General features: G+C 59.3%; 17 protein-coding genes. 12 read left to right on the forward strand and 5 right to left on the reverse strand.

What is annotated here, in order from left to right:
* Positions 1-7: 7 nt before the first annotated feature.
* Entirely contained in the window at positions 8-901 is an 894-nt protein-coding gene (locus SIC15_RS19445) for an acyltransferase (RefSeq protein WP_412536734.1), read from the reverse strand.
* 219 nt (positions 902-1,120) lie between these two features.
* Between SIC15_RS19445 and SIC15_RS19450 the strand changes: the two genes are divergently transcribed.
* On the forward strand, positions 1,121-2,272 hold the full coding sequence (locus SIC15_RS19450; RefSeq protein ID WP_412536735.1) for an alpha/beta fold hydrolase: 1,152 nt from the start codon (positions 1,121-1,123) through the stop codon (positions 2,270-2,272).
* Between the two features lie 148 nt (positions 2,273-2,420).
* Here the strand turns inward: SIC15_RS19450 and SIC15_RS19455 are convergent, their stop codons facing one another.
* Complete coding sequence (locus SIC15_RS19455) at positions 2,421-3,092, reverse strand: haloacid dehalogenase type II (RefSeq protein ID WP_412536736.1); 672 nt, start codon at positions 3,090-3,092, stop codon at positions 2,421-2,423.
* 133 nt (positions 3,093-3,225) lie between these two features.
* On the opposite strand from SIC15_RS19455, the gene SIC15_RS19460 reads away from it, so the two are divergent.
* The 5 genes from SIC15_RS19460 (at position 3,226) to SIC15_RS19480 (ending at position 8,978) form a co-directional block, all read left to right on the forward strand.
* Positions 3,226-4,449, forward strand: a complete 1,224-nt coding sequence (locus SIC15_RS19460) for an alpha/beta hydrolase (protein WP_412536737.1) — start codon at positions 3,226-3,228, stop codon at positions 4,447-4,449.
* A gap of 33 nt (positions 4,450-4,482) precedes the next feature.
* Positions 4,483-5,394, forward strand: a complete 912-nt coding sequence (locus tag SIC15_RS19465) for a LysR family transcriptional regulator (RefSeq protein ID WP_069182311.1) — start codon at positions 4,483-4,485, stop codon at positions 5,392-5,394.
* A gap of 236 nt (positions 5,395-5,630) precedes the next feature.
* On the forward strand, positions 5,631-6,851 hold the full coding sequence (locus SIC15_RS19470; RefSeq protein WP_209399463.1) for a Bcr/CflA family multidrug efflux MFS transporter: 1,221 nt from the start codon (positions 5,631-5,633) through the stop codon (positions 6,849-6,851).
* A gap of 70 nt (positions 6,852-6,921) precedes the next feature.
* The gene (tpx, locus tag SIC15_RS19475) at positions 6,922-7,419 is read left to right on the forward strand and encodes a thiol peroxidase (protein WP_136630924.1); all 498 of its coding nucleotides are present in this window, start codon (positions 6,922-6,924) and stop codon (positions 7,417-7,419) included.
* Between the two features lie 221 nt (positions 7,420-7,640).
* Positions 7,641-8,978 carry an MATE family efflux transporter gene (locus SIC15_RS19480; protein ID WP_412536738.1) on the forward strand — a complete coding sequence of 446 codons (1,338 nt, stop codon included), beginning with the start codon at positions 7,641-7,643 and terminating at the stop codon, positions 8,976-8,978.
* Here the strand turns inward: SIC15_RS19480 and SIC15_RS19485 are convergent.
* Positions 8,964-9,389, reverse strand: coding sequence for a thioesterase family protein (locus SIC15_RS19485; RefSeq protein ID WP_349342195.1), 426 nt, complete (start codon positions 9,387-9,389; stop codon positions 8,964-8,966). The genes SIC15_RS19480 and SIC15_RS19485 overlap by 15 nt on opposite strands.
* Positions 9,390-9,764: 375 nt before the next feature.
* Between SIC15_RS19485 and SIC15_RS19490 the strand changes: the two genes are divergently transcribed.
* The 4 genes from SIC15_RS19490 to SIC15_RS19505 all read left to right on the forward strand — a co-directional run bounded on the left by SIC15_RS19490 (position 9,765) and on the right by SIC15_RS19505 (position 14,531).
* Positions 9,765-11,402 carry an MBL fold metallo-hydrolase gene (locus tag SIC15_RS19490; protein ID WP_412536739.1) on the forward strand — a complete coding sequence of 546 codons (1,638 nt, stop codon included), beginning with the start codon at positions 9,765-9,767 and terminating at the stop codon, positions 11,400-11,402.
* Positions 11,403-11,593: 191 nt separating this feature from the next.
* On the forward strand, positions 11,594-12,979 hold the full coding sequence (locus SIC15_RS19495) for a succinylglutamate desuccinylase/aspartoacylase family protein (RefSeq protein WP_412536740.1): 1,386 nt from the start codon (positions 11,594-11,596) through the stop codon (positions 12,977-12,979).
* Positions 12,980-13,024: 45 nt separating this feature from the next.
* Positions 13,025-13,993, forward strand: coding sequence for a DMT family transporter (locus tag SIC15_RS19500; protein WP_412536741.1), 969 nt, complete (start codon positions 13,025-13,027; stop codon positions 13,991-13,993).
* Positions 13,986-14,531, forward strand: coding sequence for a carbohydrate-binding protein (locus SIC15_RS19505; protein ID WP_153634102.1), 546 nt, complete (start codon positions 13,986-13,988; stop codon positions 14,529-14,531). Before SIC15_RS19500 ends, SIC15_RS19505 begins: the two co-directional genes overlap by 8 nt.
* 16 nt (positions 14,532-14,547) lie before the next feature.
* Here SIC15_RS19505 and SIC15_RS19510 read toward each other — a convergent pair whose 3' ends face one another.
* The gene (locus tag SIC15_RS19510; protein WP_412536742.1) at positions 14,548-15,732 is read right to left on the reverse strand and encodes a MalY/PatB family protein; all 1,185 of its coding nucleotides are present in this window, start codon (positions 15,730-15,732) and stop codon (positions 14,548-14,550) included.
* A gap of 210 nt (positions 15,733-15,942) precedes the next feature.
* On the opposite strand from SIC15_RS19510, the gene SIC15_RS19515 reads away from it, so the two are divergent.
* Both SIC15_RS19515 and SIC15_RS19520 read left to right on the forward strand, forming a co-directional pair.
* Complete coding sequence (locus SIC15_RS19515) at positions 15,943-16,830, forward strand: AEC family transporter (RefSeq protein ID WP_153634104.1); 888 nt, start codon at positions 15,943-15,945, stop codon at positions 16,828-16,830.
* Between the two features lie 43 nt (positions 16,831-16,873).
* Complete coding sequence (locus SIC15_RS19520; RefSeq protein ID WP_412536743.1) at positions 16,874-17,764, forward strand: prenyltransferase; 891 nt, start codon at positions 16,874-16,876, stop codon at positions 17,762-17,764.
* Here the strand turns inward: SIC15_RS19520 and SIC15_RS19525 are convergent.
* A complete protein-coding gene (locus SIC15_RS19525) occupies positions 17,754-19,397 on the reverse strand; it encodes a methyl-accepting chemotaxis protein (RefSeq protein ID WP_412536744.1) in 1,644 nt (547 codons plus the stop codon). The genes SIC15_RS19520 and SIC15_RS19525 overlap by 11 nt on opposite strands.
* Positions 19,398-19,567 lie beyond the last annotated feature (170 nt).

Consider the following 19,567-nt stretch of genomic DNA (forward strand, 5'->3'; position numbering starts at 1 on the left):
CCGGCACTTACCGGGCCAGCATGTCCTCCAGCCGTTCATCCTTCGCCTGCCACTTTTCTCCAATCCAGGTCTTCACGTTTCGGCGGTGCTCCGCATCCGTTGAGTAATCCCGGCCTTTCAGGTGGTCCGGGATATCAACGGTGTGGATTTCCAGTTTCACTTCCTTCACCCGGCCACAGATAAACTCCCAGAAGGTGGGTGCGCCACCCGGATAGGCGATGGTCACATCCACCAGCGTCTGGATAGAGTCCCCCATGGCGTCGAGTACGAAAGCGGCGCCGCCGGCCTTGGGTGTCAGCAGGTGCTTGTAGGGCGACTTTTGCTTGTCGTGTTTGGCCTGGGTGAACCGTGTGCCTTCCACAAAGTTCATGACGCTCACCGGGGTATAGCGGAACTTCTCACAGGCCCGGCGGGTTGAACGAAGGTCCTCGCCCCGCTTCTCCGGGTGCTTGATCAGATATTCCCGGGTGTAGCGCTTCATGAAGGGGAAATCGAGGCCCCACCAGGCAAGACCGATGACCGGTACCCAGATTAGCTGCTGCTTGAGGAAAAATTTGAGAAACGGCGCCCGGTGGTTGAACACCCGCTGCATGGCAAAGATATCCACCCAGCTCTGGTGATTAGCCAATACCAGGTACCAGCTTTCCCGCTTCAGGTTTTCGGCCCCTTTCACGTCCCAGTTCGTGCCATGGGTCAGCTTCATCCAGCCGGTGTTGCAGGCCACCCAGGCCTCGGCAATCCAGATAATCACCTTGGTGCACAACACCCGGAAGCCGGTGATGGGAATAATCAGTTTCAGGATGGCCGGGATGTAAAGCAGGATGCACCAGAACAGGGTGTTGATTCCCAGCAGGATGGAATTGATGACACCAATCACGGGGGCGGGTAGAAAGCTGAGCATGGCGATCCTGTTTTCTGGTTATTCTTTGCAAATGGGGGCTAATGATAGCAACCCCGGGGCCCCTTGGGCAGTGGCCTGAAGTGACCGGTTTGCCCTTCGCTTTGGACACTTCTGCCATGGTGATTTCCGCCTCACCATGGATAATCCCGGTTTGCAACCTGCAAGACCAGGTCTTCAGAAATCAGTAAAGTGTGCTTCAAATTCCCCATGGACACCCCCATGCCCAATCTCTTCAAATCAGCTGCTGACCGCGCGGCAGGCGTTACCCGGCAAACGGCCCTCTATGCCGGCAATGCCTTCGACCGTATCTTCCGAGCCGCCAGTCTGGTCCAGGCCGGACAGACGCCGTTTGAGACGCTCCATACCGATGGACTTGTCAGCCTGCGCTACTATCCGCCGCTGGCCGAGGATTTCATCGAGCTGGACGGTGAGACCATTGCGGTGGAGAGGACAGCCCACAAGACCCCGATTGTGATCGTGCCGCCACTGGCGGTAAACATGCTGATTTACGATCTGTTCCCTCAACGCAGCCTGGTGCGATTTCTTCGCGCCAAAGGGTTCGAGGTCTATCTGATTGACTGGGGCATGCCAACGCGGGAGCACAGTCACTACAACCTGCATACCTATGTGGCGGAGCTGTTACCGGCGTACCTTAACCGGGTTCGGGAGCACAGCGGTGAGCAGGAGCTGTCGCTGCATGGCTGGAGCATGGGTGGCATGTTTACGTTGTTCTATTCGGCGCTCAGCAACGATCAGCACGTGCGCAACGCCATTGTGCTGGGCTCGCCGATTGACAGTCACGCGTCGGGGATTCTCGGGCTTTTGAACCAGCGTATGGCGGACGTGGCCGGCTTTGTCCGCAAGCGCACCGGGTTCCGTCTTCACGATGTGAAACCGCACTGGTTTCATACCCCGGGCTGGGCCAACACCATCGGGTTCAAACTGACCAATCCGATTGCCAGCGTAATGAGCTACTGGGAGCTGATTATCCGCCTGGGTGACCGTGAGTTTGTCACCAGTCACGCGACCACGTCGGCGTTTCTGGACCGCATGGTGGCCTATCCCGGCGGGATCATTCAGGACACGGTGGTGCGGGTGTGGATCGACAATCAGCTGTCGAAAGGTGAGATCCAGATTGGGGAGGATATCGCCAGGCTGGAAAATGTAAGTGCCAACTTACTGGCTATCGCAGGTGGCGACGATACGCTCGTGACGCCGGGTGCGGCCAAGCGGGTGATGGATCATGTGAGCTCTACGGACAAGACGTTCAGGGTCGTTCCGGGTGGGCATATGGGCATTCTTGCGGGGAGCAAGGCGCCTCGTCAGAGTTGGCTGGAGTTGGCGGAGTGGTTGGCTTTGCGGTCGGACTGAGTTTTTGAGCTTGGAGCTTGCCGGCACGTATTGGGGGCAGCATTCCAAAACACGCTCCTTTCGGCACGTCCATGTGACGCTTGACTGTCGCCATCCTTGGCGACAGACAGTTTTGGAATGCTGCCCCCAACACGCGCCTCCTCTAGCTTCAGAGTGTCGTCAGTGCTGAAGGTAATTCAGAAAGGCTCTTGATCACAGCGGACGGTTGAATACCCCAATCTTCAAAAACCTTTTCCGGATCCCTCTTTACCCAGATGGCGAGTAATCCCGCAGCTCGGGCACCGATGACATCCCAGGCATTGCTCGAAACGAGACACAAAGGTTTTTCCCAACAGCCCGTGGCCCTACGGGCATAGGTGTAGACAGCCGGATCGGGTTTGAAGGTTTTGATGTCATCTACTGACACCAGGCCTTCAAACTGGTCCAACAGATCGTTATGGCCTAATACCTTTTCCAGCGCGGGATAGCTTCCGTTGGAAAACGCGAACAGCGGATACTGCCCTTTCAGTGTTTTCAGTGCCGGCAAGGCATCGTCGAACGCAGGCAGGGACAGGTAGGCCGCCATCAGGGCGTTTTCGCGTTCTTCGGACAGGGTCAGTTTGTGGGTGGCCATGGCGTAGCGCAGGGCTTGGCGGGTGCAGACACCGAAGTCTTCGTAGACTTTCATCAGGCCCTTTCGGAATGAGAACTCCAGCTGTTTCTCCCGCCACAGTGCGGCTACGGCTTCTGCCCTGTCGCCGGCGTCCTCCGCCAGGAGGCGGGACATGCCCATGGGGTCGACCAGGGTTCCGTAAACGTCGAAAGCGAGAGTCATGCTCATCGGTGGGGCTCCTCATCCGGAAGGGGGTTCGGGGTCGTATACTGAAGTCACATTATCGGGATTTGAACGATCACTCAACACTGTCTCCAATGACGACGGATCAAACGAAAGGAACGAATCTGACTCGCATGCTATGACTATCCTCAGGAATCTGCTCGTTTTACTGGTGCTGGGCACCACCGTCGCCTGCGCCACCAGCACGCAACTCTACACACCAGGGCCATCAACATTAGGGGCAGAACCGGTTGCTGATTTCGATCGCTATGTGGCGTCGGTCAAAACCTACGTCGATAGCAATCTGGTGCCGGTGGAAGGGTTTGAACGGGAACAGCAGGTATTATGGAACCTGCCATACAGGCTGTCGCCGGCAGCCGAATGCAACTCCGGAAATCGCACCGGGCTGTTGCTGGTGCACGGCCTGAGCGATTCGCCTTTTGTGTTCAGGGATCTGGCCCGTTACCTGGCGGATCAGTGCGTGGAAGTCCGAACCCTGTTGCTGCAGGGACACGGTACCCGTCCCGGGGATATGGTGACGGCCAGCGCCGACGTCTGGCGCGATCAGGTACGCAATCACTTCCTCGCCTTGTCGCAGGATGTGGACCGGGCATTCATTGGCGGCTTTTCACTGGGCGGGGCCCTGGCCACCGATTATGCCCTTTCGGAAACCGGGCCCAGACCTGCGGGCCTGGTTGCGGTCGCACCCGCCTGGCAGCTCAACGGTCTTCGGGACTACCTCTGGCTGGCGCCAATCGCCGACGTGTTTGGTGACTTTGTGGAGAAAGAGCCGGAGCTGAACCCGGTAAAGTACGAGTCGTTTTCCTTTAACGCCGGCAGTCAGATCGGCGATGTTATCTCCTCGGCCCAGGGCCGCATCGTCCAGCAGGAGACCATTGATATGCCATTGTTCCTGGCTGCGACAGAGGCCGACTCGGTAATCAATCTCGAGTATCTGGTCACTCAGTTCCGGGAACGGTTCCGCCAGCCCGGGAACGCCATGATGATTTTTCGGGATAGCCGCACCCCGTGGCCCGACGCACAGGCTGATGAACGCATCCGGTTTATGAACAGCTACCTGCCTGATGCCAATATTCTGGAATTCTCTCATCAATCCCTGCTGATCTCGCCTGACAATGAGCTCTATGGTCTGGGGGCGCCGCTGCAACGCTGCCTGGAACCGAACAATATTTCCCTCGAGGGTTGCCGCCGGCTGCCGGAGCAAGACCTCTGGTTCAGTGCCTGGCACGACACGGAACGCCCGGTATACACCAGCCGGTTGACCCACAACCCCTGGTTCGATGATCTGGCAGAGGCGATTGGGGCATTTATTCATTCACACGCTTCAGCCGAGAGGCCGTAGCGCCACCTCGGGCATCGGGTTACACTGCCATTCATGAACCCCATTGATACATTCAACCTGGATTTCCGGGCCCTGAGCACGTTTCTGGCAGTGCTTGATGAAGGCAGCGTGTCCCGCGCTGCGATTCGGCTAGGCGTTACCCAGTCCGCGGTGAGCCACACCCTGGAACGCCTCCGCCAGGCATTGGGCGATCCGCTGTTCGTGAAGTCGGGGCGGGGCATTGTGCCAACCCGCTACGCGCTCCAGGCAGGCCCACATGTTCGCCAGATTCTGGACGACCTGCAGTCGCTGTCTTCTGGCCCTCCGTTCAGTCCTGCCACGGCCGAGTTCACGTTCACAATTGCTGCCAATGACTACCAGCGAGATCTTCTGCTGCCCGGTCTCGTGCGTACGTTGCGGCAAGAGGCCCCGGGTATCAGTCTGCAGGTTATTCCTTCTGGCATTCCCCGGGCTGACCTGTTGCGGAAGGATGTATGCGATCTGGTGATTTCGCCCCACGCGCCGGAGGCGACGGACATTATGCAGCGGGGTCTGATGGCCGACCGGATGGTGGTGTTCTATGACCCTGAATACCGGAAACCGCCAGTGGATCTGCCGGAATACCTGAAGGCAGACCACATCGCCCTGTTATTCGCTACCGGCGAGAAACCCACGGTGGAAACCGCGATTGAGGCGCGTGGACTGGTTCGTCGCAATGTGGTGACGGTGTCCAATTTTTCGGGTCTGCCTGAGTTTCTGCGGGGTACCGACATGCTGGCGACGGCGCCTGAAGGCATGAGCAAACACTTACTTCGCGACTTCGCCTGGGTTCCCCTGCCCTTTGATTTCAAGCCGTTCACCTTGCTTATGCTGTGGCATCGCCGCAATCAGAATGACCCTGCCCACAAGTGGCTGCGCAATCAGGTGAATGCCGTGGCCGCTACGCTAAACGGTCTGAAAAGTTAATCAATTAGTTTTGCTCATAGGTTGTATGAGCCTTCTTGCCGTTATCTTCCATCTCCTTCTGCCCTAGACTGCGTTTACTCCCGTGTCGGCCGGGTCGGGTAGGGCTCTCCAAAACACGCTCCTTGCGGCACGTCCATGTGACGCTTGACTGTCGCCATCCATGGCGACAGACAGTTTTGGAGAGCCCTACTCGACCCGGCCTGTTGGACTTTTTGAGATAACACATCAGGAAAACCATGCTGACTTTAACCAGTGTCTGGACAACGATACTTCTCGCCGCCGCTGTGGCCCTTGGGCCGCTGGCGACGGATATGTATCTGCCGGCGCTGCCACAAATCGGTTCAGACTTCGGCACCGGTACCGATCAGGTTCAGCTGACGCTGAGTCTTTATTTGGTGGGGTTTGCCATTGCTCAGCTGATTTGCGGTCCGTTGGCCGACCGTTTTGGTCGCAAGCCGATCATGATTGGCGGTTTTGTGCTGTTCGCCATTGCCAGTATTGGCTGTGCCCTGGCGACCAATATTGAAACCCTGATCCTGTGCCGTTTTCTGCAAGCGCTTGGTGGTTCTGCCGGGCCGGTTCTGGGTAGGGCGGCGATTCGAGATATTTACACGCCCCGCGAAGCCGCGAAGATCCTGGCGATTCTGGCCAGCATCATGGCCCTGGCGCCGGCCGTGGCGCCGACCATTGGTGGTCTACTAACCGCCAGCCTTGGCTGGGCTTCTGTGTTCCTGGCGTTGGGTGGCTATGCTCTGGTCATGGCGTTGGTAGTGGCCTTCGGCATTCCCGAGCCCATGCGCCCGGAGCATCGGCAATCTTTGAAGCTCTGCAGTCTGCTGCGGAACTATCGGACTATCGCGAAGGACATCAGCTTCGTGGGCTACACCCTGACCAATGCGCTGATTTTTTCCGGTCTGTTCGCCTTCCTGTCTGGTTCTTCGTTCGTCCTGATCGATTTCCTGGGCGTGCCAACCGAGCAGTTCGGTCTTTACTTTGCGTGCATGGTGGCCGGGTACATCGTAGGAAACCTGACTGCCGTCCGTCTCGGCCGTCGCCTGTTGCCGGACCAGATCCTGATGCGGGGACTAATCATTGCCGTGGCTGGCGGCAGTCTGATGGCCGTGTTGGCACTGAGTGAAGTGTTCAACGTCTGGGCGGTGATCCTGCCCCAGGCCCTGTTCATGATCGGAACCGGGATGGTGCTGCCCCAGACCATGGCCGGCGCCCTGGCCAACTTCCCGAGCATGGCGGGCTCCGCTTCTGCCCTGTTCGGCTTCACCCAGATGGCCGTCGCCGCCATCGCTGGCATGCTGGTCGGCCATCTGCACGACGGCACCTCTCTGGTCATGGCCCTGATCATTGCAGCCTGCGCCGCCATCGCCATGGGCTGTTATCTGGTGCTGGTTCAGCGTTATCCTGCAAAAGGTTTCGAGCCACAAGGCGCGACCGGCAATTAAGGCAAAATCATCCAAAGTGGTCTACACAGAGTACTTAACACTCTAAACCAGACACCGAGGAGCAAAGACTATGAGCAGCGTTAACCTGGACGGCAATCCCATTGAACTGAGCGGCAAATTTCCCGAAACAGGCGACAACGCGCCTCCTTTTACCCTGACCAACAGCGGCCTGGAAGAAGTCAAACTCGACAACTGGGCCGGCAAGCGCAAGATCCTGAACATCATCCCCAGTATCGACACCGGCGTCTGCGCTGCGTCTACCCGGAAATTCAACGAAAAAGCCGGCAGCCTGGACAACACCGTGGTACTCGTCGTCTCCGCCGATCTGCCCTTCGCGGCCGCCCGCTTCTGCGGTGCCGAAGGCCTGAAAAACGTCGAAACCCTCTCCACCTTCCGGAACTACAGCTTCCAGCAGGACTACGGCGTCGCCATCCAGGACGGCCCGTTAGCCGGCCTCTGCGCCCGGGCGGTGGTTGTACTGGATGAAAACAACAAGGTAATCCATAGCCAGCTGGTAGATGAGATCAAGAACGAGCCGGATTACGATGCGGCGCTGAAGGTGCTTTAAGCGCTCGAACTAAAGCTCTGCAGTTGGAAAGACCACCAAAAGTTGGGACGAAGGTGCCGGAGCGGCCCGCCAGGAGTGTCATTGCCATGGATGGCAATGCCAAGCCCCCAGGGATGGGTTTACGGCGTCTCCTGGCGGGTCGCTCCGGCACCTTTGCTAACACCAAAAGCCAGACCTGTTAGAATCTCGCCTCCCAGCCAAACCCAAGGCATCAAAAACCAGTGCAGACCACCACCCAGAACCCATCCCTGGCCCGCCAGCTCTACAGCATGACCTGGCCCATGCTCTTCGGGGTACTGTCCCTGATGACCTTCCAGCTGGCCGACAGTGCCTTCGTGGGTCAGCTTGGCCGTGATCCTCTGGCGGCCCTGGGCTTCACCCTGCCAATGCAGCAACTGATCATCGGCCTTCAGGTAGGACTGGGGATCGCCACCACAGCGATCGTTTCCCGCACACTGGGGGCCGGAGATGAGCTTAGAGCCTATCGCCTGGGCGGTCTAATCATTACCGTTGGCGGCAGCCTCGTTTTTGTTATCTGCGTGGCTCTGTGGTTTCTACAAAGCCAAATCATGACCGCCCTTGGCGCGGAAGACTCACTGCTGCCGCTGATCCGCCAATACTGGGTGCCCTGGCTGATGGCCGCCTGGACGGGGGCCTTCCTGTACTTCGGCTACAGCGTTTGCCGATCCCACGGAGATACCAAATTACCGGGGTACATGATGGTGGCTACCAGCCTTACCAACATCGCCCTGGACCCGCTCTATATCTTTGTTTTCGGCTGGGGCCTGCCCGGTGCCGCCTGGGCCACCATTACCTCTTTTGGTATCGGCAGCCTGGTGATCTACCCGAAACTCCTGAAACGCCACTGGGTTCGGTTCGATCTTCAGGAGCTTGCGCTCTGGAAGGCACTGAAACAGCTCAACGGCATCATGGCGCCGGCCATGGTCAGCCAACTGATGCCGGCGGTTTCGGCGATGCTGGCGACGGCCCTGGTAGCGGGATTCGGCTCGGCCGCGGTGGCCGCCTGGGGCCTGGGCACCCGCCTGGAATTCTTCTCGATTGTGGTGGTACTGGCACTGACCATGTCGATGCCGCCGATGATTGGCCGCATGCTGGGCGCCGGCGATATCGAGCAGATCCGGAAACTGGTTCGTCTGGCCGTGCGTTTCGTGGTGGTCTGGCAATTGGCCATTGGCCTGGCCTGGGTGGTGGCATCGGGGTTGGTGTCCGAGCTGTTCTCCAGCGACGGTGACGTTCAGGAGGTTCTGGCCGGCTATCTGTTGCGGGTGCCACTCAGTTACAGCGGTCTGGGCGTGTGTATGCTGATGGTGTCAGTGTGCAATGCCCTGGGGCTGGCAATGCGGGCCCTGTTGGTGTCCACCCTGCGCCTGTTTCTGTGCTTCCTGCCTCTGCTCTGGCTCGGCAGCCAGATCAATGGCATCTATGGCCTGATGAGTGGTGCGCTGGTCGGCAATCTGTTTGCCGGCGCCATGGCGTACAGCTTTTACCGGTCCGGCATGGCGCGCTTGAAGGCCGAGGTGGCCTCAGGCAAAGCGTGAACGGAAGTTTTCGGGTATTGGCACCACTTCTTTGCGGTGGTAGTTGAAGAAGACGAAGCCGTATTTCGCCAGGGCCACGGGCTGGCCGCTTTCGGCCTTGGTGACCCGGAATACGAAATCCCCGCCATACTTGTTGAAGTCCATAACGCCCACTTCAAACCTGAGCATCTCCGGAAAGAAGGATTCGGACTGGTACATGGTGGCCAGGTCGGTGACGATGATGCCGGTGCCATCCTTGCTGGCTTCCTGAATGCCATAACTGACCAGGAACTGGGCCCGGGCTTCGGACAGCATGGAGATCAGGGCGTCGTTGCCAAGGTGGTTGGCGCCGTTGATGTCGGTGATTCTGACCGGCATTCTGGTTTCGAAGCAGAAGACGTCGTCCGGGAAGGAGAGTTTTATTCGGGCCACGGGGGTTCCTGTTTTCGTTTCGTATCTTGGGGCGAATCATACGCTGTTCGACTTTAGTGTTCATCTCAAGACGCCCCGTCCCAAATCGGTTATCTTGCTATGAGATCTCCGCGCCGTTGGTTTTGGTGGAACGACGGCAGGGAAGGGCTTTCCAAAACACGCTCCTTGCGGCACGTCCATGTGACGCTTGACTGTCGCCCCTCAGTGCTAAATGCTCCTGCGTCGCACTGAGGGTCCGGGGCAGGCCATCCGTGGCCAGCCCGTGAAGGGCTTTCGCCCTTCACCCATGGCGACAGACAGTTTTGGAAAGCCCTTCCCTGCCATCGTTCGTATCACTCCCGCGCACTGGCAATAAATATTTGAAGATGGAGTCTTATGGAAATTCGTCCTGCTGCCACACTGGTTCTGGTTCGTGATACTTCCGATGGCCTTGAGGTCCTGTTGCTGCAACGCACTTGGGACGCAGTGTTCATGCCCGGCTATTTTGTGTTTCCTGGCGGGCGGGTCGAGGAAGACGAGACTCATGGCCAGGAGCATGTGATCGGGGCCGGAGACGCCGAGATCAGTCAGATCATGAGCGTCGATGAAGGCGGCGCGGACTATATGCTGGCGGCGGTTCGGGAATGTTTTGAGGAGTCCGGGGTTCTGGTTGCCGTGGATAAACAGGGGAATCCCATATCCGGCGATCATCCTGTTCACGCTGACCGGAAGTCGGTGTTCGACGGCGAGCTTTCTCTGGCCAATCTGTGTGAAAAGTATGGGTTGGCAATTCCGCTGGACAGGCTGGCTTACCTTGGCCACTGGATCACGCCGCCGGGGCCGCCACGGCGTTTCGATACGCGGTTTTTTGTGACGCCCGCGCCGGAAGGTCAACTAGCCGGTCACGACGGGGTGGAAACGATTGATCATGTCTGGATCCGCCCGGAGCAGGCCCTTGAGGATCATCGGAATGGCCAGCGGTTACTGGGGTTGCCGACGATCCGGACGCTGCGGGTGCTCAGTGATTTCGACACCACTGAGGCGCTGATGCGCTACGCCCATGCCAATCCGCCGGAGCCCTACCCGAGTCAGCCCTGGCCGGCCCTTAAAAAGGGCAAGGCGGTGACGCTGGAACCGGGGGCGCCAGCCTATGATGAGGCGGCGAAGCTGGATCCGGAAGGTGAAGGCTCAACCCGGGCAGAGATTATTCCCGGTGATGCCGTTGAAGTAGCGGCCCGGGTGATACGGCTGACGGCGCCCAATCCGGGCATGATGACAGGGCCGGGCACCAACACCTATATCCTGGGCCATGAGCGTTTCACGGTGATTGATCCAGGTCCCGCCAACGATTCTCATATCGAGCGGATTCTGGAGGTGACCGGTGGCGTGGTTGATCAGGTTCTGGTGACCCACACGCATCAGGACCATTCGCCGGCCGTAGCCGCCCTGAAAGAGCGCACCGGCTGCCGGGTGTTCGGTTGGCCGGCGCCCGAAGGTGCGGGGCAAGACCAGACCTTCCGTGCCGACGACGAGCCGGAGCACGGCGATCTGATTGTCACCGAGGCCGGGATTCTGAAGGTGCTGCATACCCCGGGCCATGCGTCGAACCACCTGTGTTTTCTGCTGGTCGACCAGCAGCTGCTGTTTTCCGGCGATCACATCATGCAGGGCTCAACGGTGGTGATTAATCCGCCGGACGGCGACATGAAGGCGTATATCGAGTCGCTTTACGAGTTGCTGGCCGAGTCCGTTCGTTACATTGCGCCAGCACACGGTTTCCTGATGGGGCATCCCGAGGCGGTGATCGATTTCCTGATTACCCATCGATTGTCCCGTGAGCACAAGGTGGCCCGGGCGCTGGAGGCCCTGGCTCCAGCGGATCTGAAAACCCTCACAGCGAAAGCCTATGACGATGTTCCGGCCGCCATCCATGGCCTTGCGGCGCGGTCAGCACTGGCGCATTTGCTGAAACTGGAGGCCGAGCACCGGGCGTTCCGGGAGCACGACCTGTGGCACGCCGTACACGACAGCTAACGCGGCAGTAACGAAAGCACACCGGATTTCGCAAAATAACCATATAGTTGATCGCTTTTGCGGCGTATAACTGTTGCCGATATCACTTGCCCGGATTTCATGAAAGTGGCATTAAACCTTTGTCACAGCAGTATTCATGACCGCCAGAGGCACTCTATCCTTGAGCGCACACTGACGAACCGTGAGGAAATATGCTGTTTGAGCGGCTTCAAAAACCGTCCCACCGGACCCTGCTGATTGCCCTGGTTATTCCCTGGCTCTCGGCCCCCCTGTTTGCCGAAACCGATTCGAAAGAAGCCGGCAAAAAATCCGAGGTGCTGATTGCGGAGCTGGCCGAAGACGAGAGCGTCGAGGATGTCGAGCATTCGGCTCCGCTGCAGCGGGACGGACAGAAAGAAAAAGCGCCGAAACCAAAAACCTCACGGGGCGGTGCCGGTATTGATACCCCCTCATCAGCTTCCCGCAAGGTGGCTCCGAACATCGATCTGAAAGAGGTGGCGCCACCACCCGAGGCGCAGGCCTCTGCGCCGCCTGAAACCGATGCGGACGCTGCCGAATCCGAGGTCATGGCAACGGAAGCGTTGGCTGAACCCGAGCCGCAACCCGAGATTCGCGAGGGCAAGGTGTTTACCCTGCTCGACAACGATGTCATGCCTGGCACCTCTACACGCCTGGCGTGGACACCCGGCATCCAGATTGCCGGTCTGTCCCAGACAACCCCGGTTCTGGTGGTCAACGGTATCAACGCCGGCCCCACCCTGTGCCTCACCGGCGCCATCCACGGGGATGAATTGAATGGCATCGAGATCATCCGCCAGACCATGTATGACCTGAAACCCGAAAAACTGTCGGGTACGGTCGTGGGTGTGCCGATCGTGAACCTGCCGGGGTTCCAGCAAGGCAGCCGGTATCTGCCCGATCGTCGCGATCTCAACCGGCATTTTCCGGGCAGCCCCGACGGCAGCCTGGCCGACCGAATTGCCCATTCGCTGTTCGAGAACGTGATTCGCAAGTGCGACATGCTGGTGGACATCCACACCGGCTCATTGAAGCGCACCAACCTGCCGCAACTTCGTGCCGACATGAACAACCCGGACGTGGCGGAATTCACTCGCGGCTTTGACCGCATGGCAGTGGTGCACAGCACAGGTTCGGCAGGCATGCTGCGCACGGCCGCCGTGGAAGCCGGGATTCGAACGGTCACCCTGGAAGCCGGCGAGTCTCACCGCATCCAGCAACACCAGATCAGCGCCGGCGTGAACAGCCTGACCAGCCTGATGGAGCGCCAGGGCATGATTTCCCGGATGTTCGTCTGGGGCGATCCGGAGCCGGTCTATTACGATTCCGACTGGATTCGCGCGGACCACGGCGGAATCCTGTTCAGCGAAATTGAGCTGGGGGCAAACGTGGCGGAAGGGGAAATCCTCGGTTACGTCTCCGACCCGATCACCAATGCCCAGCACCCGATTCGGTCCACCAGCGATGGCCGGGTCATCGGCATGGCCGTGGACCAGGTGGTGATGGCCGGTTTCGCCGCCTACCACATTGGTACGGAGGCAGAAGTTCCCGGAGAGTAGTATGCTAGGCTTTTTTCGGGCACCACCAACCCCACAGGAGCCTTTGTGTCTTCCGAGAACGCCGGAGTCTTGTCGCGTATTCCCGGCCTGGCCTACATTGGCCTGGTTCTTACCCCCCTGTTCTGGGCCGGCAACGCGGTTGTGGCCCGGGGCACGGTAGAGAGCATACCGCCACTCTCCATGTCGTTCTGGCGCTGGGTTATCGCCCTGGCTATCCTGCTGCCTTTCGGGCTTCCGGGAATCTGGCGCCACCGCGAGGTTATCCGCCAGCGCTTCGGCTCCATGCTGGCCCTGGCGACCTTCAGCGTTGGCGCGTTCAATACCCTGCTGTATCTGGCGGCCACCACAACCACCGCCACCAACATTGCCCTGATCAACGCCACTATTCCCATTTTCGTGGCACTGCTGGCGTGGATTCTGCTCGGAGACCGCACCCGTCCGACACAGGCCTTCGGGATAGCCCTGGCCATTACCGGCATCGTTACCGTGATCGCCCGGGGTGACCTCTCGGTGCTGACCAGTCTTGAAGCCCAGCCGGGGGATCTGATCATGGTGGCGGCGGTATTCAGTTGGGGACTGTTTTCAGTGCTGTTGCGGCGACAGGCAGTGCCTCTGCCTGCGTTGACCTTTCTGACCACGCAGATCCTTCTGGGAACCCTGGTTGTACTGCCGTTCTACCTGACCGATCTGATTTTCTTTTCCGGTGGCTTCGAGCTTTCCCGGAGCACGACACTGCCACTCCTGTATTTCGCAATCTTCCCGGGGATCCTGGCCTATGGATTCTGGAATCATGGTGTGCATAAAATTGGCCCGGCCCGAGCGGCCATCTTCATGTACCTGACGCCTGTCTTCGCCTCGATTCTGGCGAGCATTTTCCTGGCCGAATCCCTCGGGCTGTTTCACATTATTGGAGGTGCGCTGATTCTTGCCGGGCTGGTGCTGGCCACGCAGACCCGAAAACGCACCCACTACCCAACCCCAGAACAGTCAGCAAAAGGAGACCCCAATGATTAGATCTATCCCAGGAAACGCTCACAGCTTCTTTTGCCTGGTTCTGGTCCTTCTGGCCGCCGGCCTGTCTTTGCCGGCTGCCGCAGAACCCTGCGATCCTGAAGAGTCCAAGTGGGTACCCAGCCGCTACTACCCGGCAGGCTCCGCAGTGTTTCACAAAGGCAACTGGTACGAATCCCGCGAACTGCATCAGGGGCTGGAGCCAGGCATTACCTTCGACTGGAAAGAGCTGGATTCTGTGCCGGACTGCGAGGGCCGTAAGCAAGCGGTTGAACAGTCCCAGACCGAAGAAGGTCAACAGGGACCCGAGGCCGGTACCAGCCAGACTGCCGGCAAGAGCAAGCGGGGCGAGACGGCTTCCGGCATGTGCGTCCGGCCCGATCCATGGCTCTTCTCCAAAAGCTACACGGTTGGCAGCCTCGCTACCCATGGCGGTCAGATCTGGGAGGCCATTCGGCCAACCAATGGCGATATGCCCGGCATGAACAAGCCTCCGCGCTGGAAACTGGTGGAGGATCACTGTTCCATGGAGCGACAGTAACCATACTGGCCAGTAGTCAGAGAGCCGCTTCTATCCGGCCGATAACCTCTTCCAGAACCGATCGCGGGCAGCCGATGTTCAGGCGCATAAAGCCGCTGCCCGGGTCGCCGAAGGAGATTCCCGGGTTCATGCCCACCCCGGCTTGCCGGACGAAAAAGCGTTTCAGGCCTGCATCGTCCAGGCCCAGCTCGCGACAATCCAGCCACATGAGGTAGGTGCCCTCGGGAGCGGATACGCGAATGCCGGGCAGTCGCTGGCCAACAGCTTCCACCACATAGTCCCGGTTTGCCTGCAAATAGACCATGAGGTCGTCCAGCCACGGGCCGCCGTGCCGATAGCCGGCCTCAAACCCGGCAATACTGAACGGATTGCACTGGGGCAGATGCATGGACTCGAACACTGTCTTCATCGCCTTGCGTCGGTCCGCATCGGGGATCACAAGGGCTGACAGACCCAACCCTGGCATATTGAAACTTTTGCTGGGTGCGACTGCCGTGACCAGTGCGTCGTCAGGGCCTGCCAGGTTCGCCAGCATCGTCTGGCGGGGTTTGTCAGGGAACGTCAGGTCGCAATGGATCTCGTCGGACACCACCACCAGCTGGTGTCGTCGCGCAATATCGAGAACTGTCCCCAGTTCCTCCTCCGACCACACCCGGCCAACCGGGTTATGGGGCGAACACAGCAGCAGCATTCGGGCATCGGGGCGGGCCGCACACTGCTCCAGGTGATCCAGATCCATGCGGTAATGACCCGTATCTCCGGTATCCGGATCTTCCGGCACCAGCGGGTTCTCGATCACCACCCGGCCACTGTGCCGCACCGAACTGAAAAACGGCGGGTAGACCGGGGGCTGGATGATGACCCCCTCACCGGCCCCGGCGTAAGCCATGCAGGCCGCGTTGATCGAGGGCACCACGCCGGGCGCCATCAGTATCCACTCTCGCTGGATTTCCCAGCCATGGCGACTGGCGAACCAGTCAATCATCGACTGGTATAGACTGTCCGGAAACAGCGTGTAGCCATAGACCGGATGTTTGGCCCTCTCCGCCAACGCCTGGGTGACAGCCTCCGGTGCCGCGAAATCCATATCGGCTACCCAGACCGGAATCACATCCTCGGTGCCAAATACCGCCTTGCGGGCATCAAATTTGACGGAACAGGTATGTTCCCGGCGAACGAGGTGATCAAACGGGCTGGACACAAGCACTCTCCAGGGCAGATAACGTGGTAAAAAACGATATTGTGGTGGGCCCGTGCCACCATCGCAACTGTCGTCCAGAGATGTCGTCAACGTGTTCATATCCGGCTTTGGTCGAACATCGTCGATAAACACTTGCCCAGGCAGGGCAATACTTGCGAACCTAACGGTTTATCCAATAACAATGCCGAATTTTCTCCCGGAGCCTTTTTAATGATTGGCCAGATCCTGTCCACCATGTTGCCGGTATTCCTCATCGCCGGTTGCGGCGCCCTGTACGGTCGCTATCGGACGCCCGACATCCAGGGGCTGAACGTACTCAACATGGAGCTGTTTGTACCCATGCTGGTCTTTGCCGTGCTCGCAGATCAGCAGGCCCCGCTGCAGGAGTATGCCAGGCTGGCATTGGCCGCCACGGTGGTTGTACTCGGATCGGGGATTGTCCTGTATCCACTGGCCAAGGTTCTGAAGCTGAACCTGAAGACCTTCCTGCCACCGATGATGTTCAACAATTCCGGTAACATGGGCATTCCGCTGCTGGTTCTGGCCTTCGGTGATGAGGCCCTGCCGGCAGCCATCGTGCTGTTCATAGTGGAAATGCTGCTGCACTTTTCGGTGGGGTTGTACATGCTCGACCCCCATACCTCCATCATAAAACGCCTTAAGCTGCCCATTGTCTTTGCCAGTATTGCCGGGCTGTCGGTCAATCTCGGCGGCGTGCATTTGCCAGAGTGGCTGCTGGAAACCCTGAACATGCTCGGTGGTGTGTGCATTCCGCTGATGCTCTTTGCCCTCGGTGTGCGCATGCTGGATATCGATTTCAGCGACTGGAAAATGGGCATGCTGGGGGCCATTGCCTGCCCTGCCAGCGGCCTGCTACTGGCCTGGCCAATGATTGCGATTCTCGATCTTCCCGGGTTGCAGGTGGCAGCGCTCTGGGTATTCGCAGCCTTGCCTCCGGCGGTGCTCAATTACATGGTGGCGGAACAGTATCGTCAGGAGCCACACACGGTCGCCTCGCTGGTATTATTAAGCAACCTGGGCAGTCTGGTGGTGATGCCCGTTGTGCTGGGCCTGGTGTTTGCCGCGGGCTACGTGTGAACGCCTGCCCGGTGAACGGCTCTGTTAGCTGAGGAAAGAACGGATGTCTGAAACCGTTGCGGTGGTGCGCGCCTCCCGACCCAATTTTCTGGTACTCGCACCCCTGTGCGCCGGCCTTGGCGTGGCGGTAGCCTGGCACCAGGGCGAACCACCCACCCTGATCAATACTCTCCTGGTTCTGATTGGCGCCCTGCTGGCTCATGCCGCCGTCAATCTGCTCAACGAATACGAGGACTTTACCTCCGGGCTGGATCTGATGACCCGCCGCACCCCGTTCTCCGGCGGCAGTGGGGCCTTGCCGGAAGTGCCCTCGGCCGCCAGACAGGTTTTGCTGGCCGCCTTTGGCACCCTGGGACTGGTGATAGCCATTGGCCTCTACTTCCTCTGGCTCCGGGGTCTGCCCATGCTGGTGTTAGGCGCCGCCGGCGTGGCACTGGTGCTCACGTACACCCGCTGGATTACCCGTTCTCCGCTGATTTGCCTGCTGGCTCCGGGGCTGGGCTTCGGCCCGGTCATGATTCTCGGCAGCCTGATCGCCCTGGGGGCACGGTTGGATGCAACTGCCGTGACTGTGTCTGCCATCGGCCTTTTGCTGGTCAGCGAATTGCTGCTGATCAATCAGATTCCGGACGCCGACGCCGACCGGAAAGTCGGCCGTCGGCATCTGGTTATTACCCTGGGGCAGCCAGCCGCGGCCCGTCTGGTAGCGCTCCTGTTACTGAGCAGCTACGGCCTTCTCGAGGCTGCGATCTGGATCGGCTGGTTGCCGGTGTGGGCCACTCTTGCCCTTGCACCTCTGCCGGCAGCGATCTGGGTAAGTGTCAAACTGCCAGGTGCGCTCGCCAACCCGGTACAGCTGAATACCCTCCTGGGGATCAACGTCGCGGTGCTGCTCGCAACCCTGGCGCTGTTGATCTGCGGGCTCAGCCTTTAAACCGGAACACACTGACCCGGCTACGCAGTTGCCCGGCCAGCACCGCCAGATCCCGGCTGGCCCCGGCCACCTGCTCGGAGCCGGCTGAAGTTTCCACCGTGGCATCGTGAATGCGGCTGATATTGCGGTTAACCTCTTCCGCCACGGAACTCTGCTCTTCCGACGCACTGGCAATCTGAGCGTTCATGTCGTTGATGGCGCCGACCTCGCTGCGGATTCTGGCCAGGGCAGCCTCCGCCTCACTGGTCTTGTCCACCGTGGTGCGCGCCAGTTCCCGGCTGCTTTCCATAACCTCGGTCGCCTCGCCGGCACCGGCCTGGAGGTTTCCAACCATTTCCTGAATTTCCCGGGTGGAATCCTGGGTCCGGGATGCCAGGGAACGGACTTCGTCGGCTACAACGGCGAAGCCCCGGCCATGTGTACCGGCCCGGGCCGCCTCGATTGCAGCATTCAGGGCCAGCAGGTTGGTCTGTTCGGCGATGGCGTTGATCACCTCGATGATCTTCTCGATGTTCGCACTGTCCTCCGACACCCGCTGTACGGTCCGGGTTGCCTGCTCCAGGGTCTCGGCCAGCTCTCCGATGGAAGCAGCGGTTTCCTGCACCACGCGATTGCCACTTTCTACTTCGGTATCGGCTTTCTGGGTGGCGGTTGCAGCGCTGGCGGCGAATCCGGTCACTTCGTTCACCGTGGCCGCCATCTGGTTCACGGCCGTGGCCATCTGTTCCGCCTCGCTGGCCTGCAGACGGATCTGCTGGCTGTTGTTGTCCGAGGTGTTTTCAAGTTCAGACGAAGAACTGGATAGCTCTTCGGCCGCCGACCGGACTTCCCGGATAATGCCGCCCAGTCGCTCAACTGTATCCTGCAACGCGCCCATCACGCTGTCGGGATATCGGGTTTGAATATCCTGGTCCAGCTCCCCGTCAGCCAGTTGGCGAATGGCCCGTGCAACATCCTCCGGCTCACCGCCAAGAATCTTCTTCAGTCGGCGGATGATCACCAGGGCTACCAGAGCACCGAGAACCACCGCAAGACCGGTCACTGACAGGTTCAAGGCATTGAATGTACTGGCCGCCTCCCGTACTTCATCGACGCCGGTGGTGACCACGTCTTCCTGATAATCGATAAAGGCGTTCACCCGCTTCAGCCACTCAGAGTAGGCGCCGGACACATCGCTGAGCAGAAAAGCCCTGGCCTGGTCGATGTTGCCGGCCAGTCTGAGATCGAGGAGTTCGTCGGTCAGAGTCAGGGCCCTGATCTCTATCTCTTTGATCGCGGCCAGCAGTTCCTTTTCCCGGCTGGTTGCGCCTTCTTCCCGGAACATCTTATCCATCGGGCCCGCGGAATCCCGGTAAAACGCTTTCAGCCGCTCGATGTCGGCGAGGTGCCGTTGCAGATCCCGGTCGTTCTCCACCAGCACCGCATCGCGGATGGCGATGGCCCGATCGTGGACACTGCCGCGAAAATTGATCGCGTATCGCTGTTTCACGGCAGCGCCATCGCCCACGTCGGTGAGGGTCCGGTCGATAAAACCGACCCGCTGGTTGCCAATCAAACTGACCGCAATGACCAGGGACAGAATCAGACCAAAGCCAAGGGCGAGGCGTTTCGCAACGGTGAGCTGGCCAAACATGTTTACACTCCGGACACTTTTTATTGAATGAAGCTATGTGTTCTCTAAAAGTTGCAGTCTGGATCAATCAATAACCTCTTCAGCCCGGTTTTTTGACAAGACTTTTCATTACTGCAATCAATCTTTACACACCGCCCCCGAACCCCTTGCAACCGCATGGACTTTGACCG

The organism is Marinobacter sp. MIT932201 (assembly GCF_047123295.1).
In the GTDB taxonomy this organism is placed as follows: Bacteria; Pseudomonadota; Gammaproteobacteria; order Pseudomonadales; family Oleiphilaceae; genus Marinobacter; species Marinobacter salsuginis.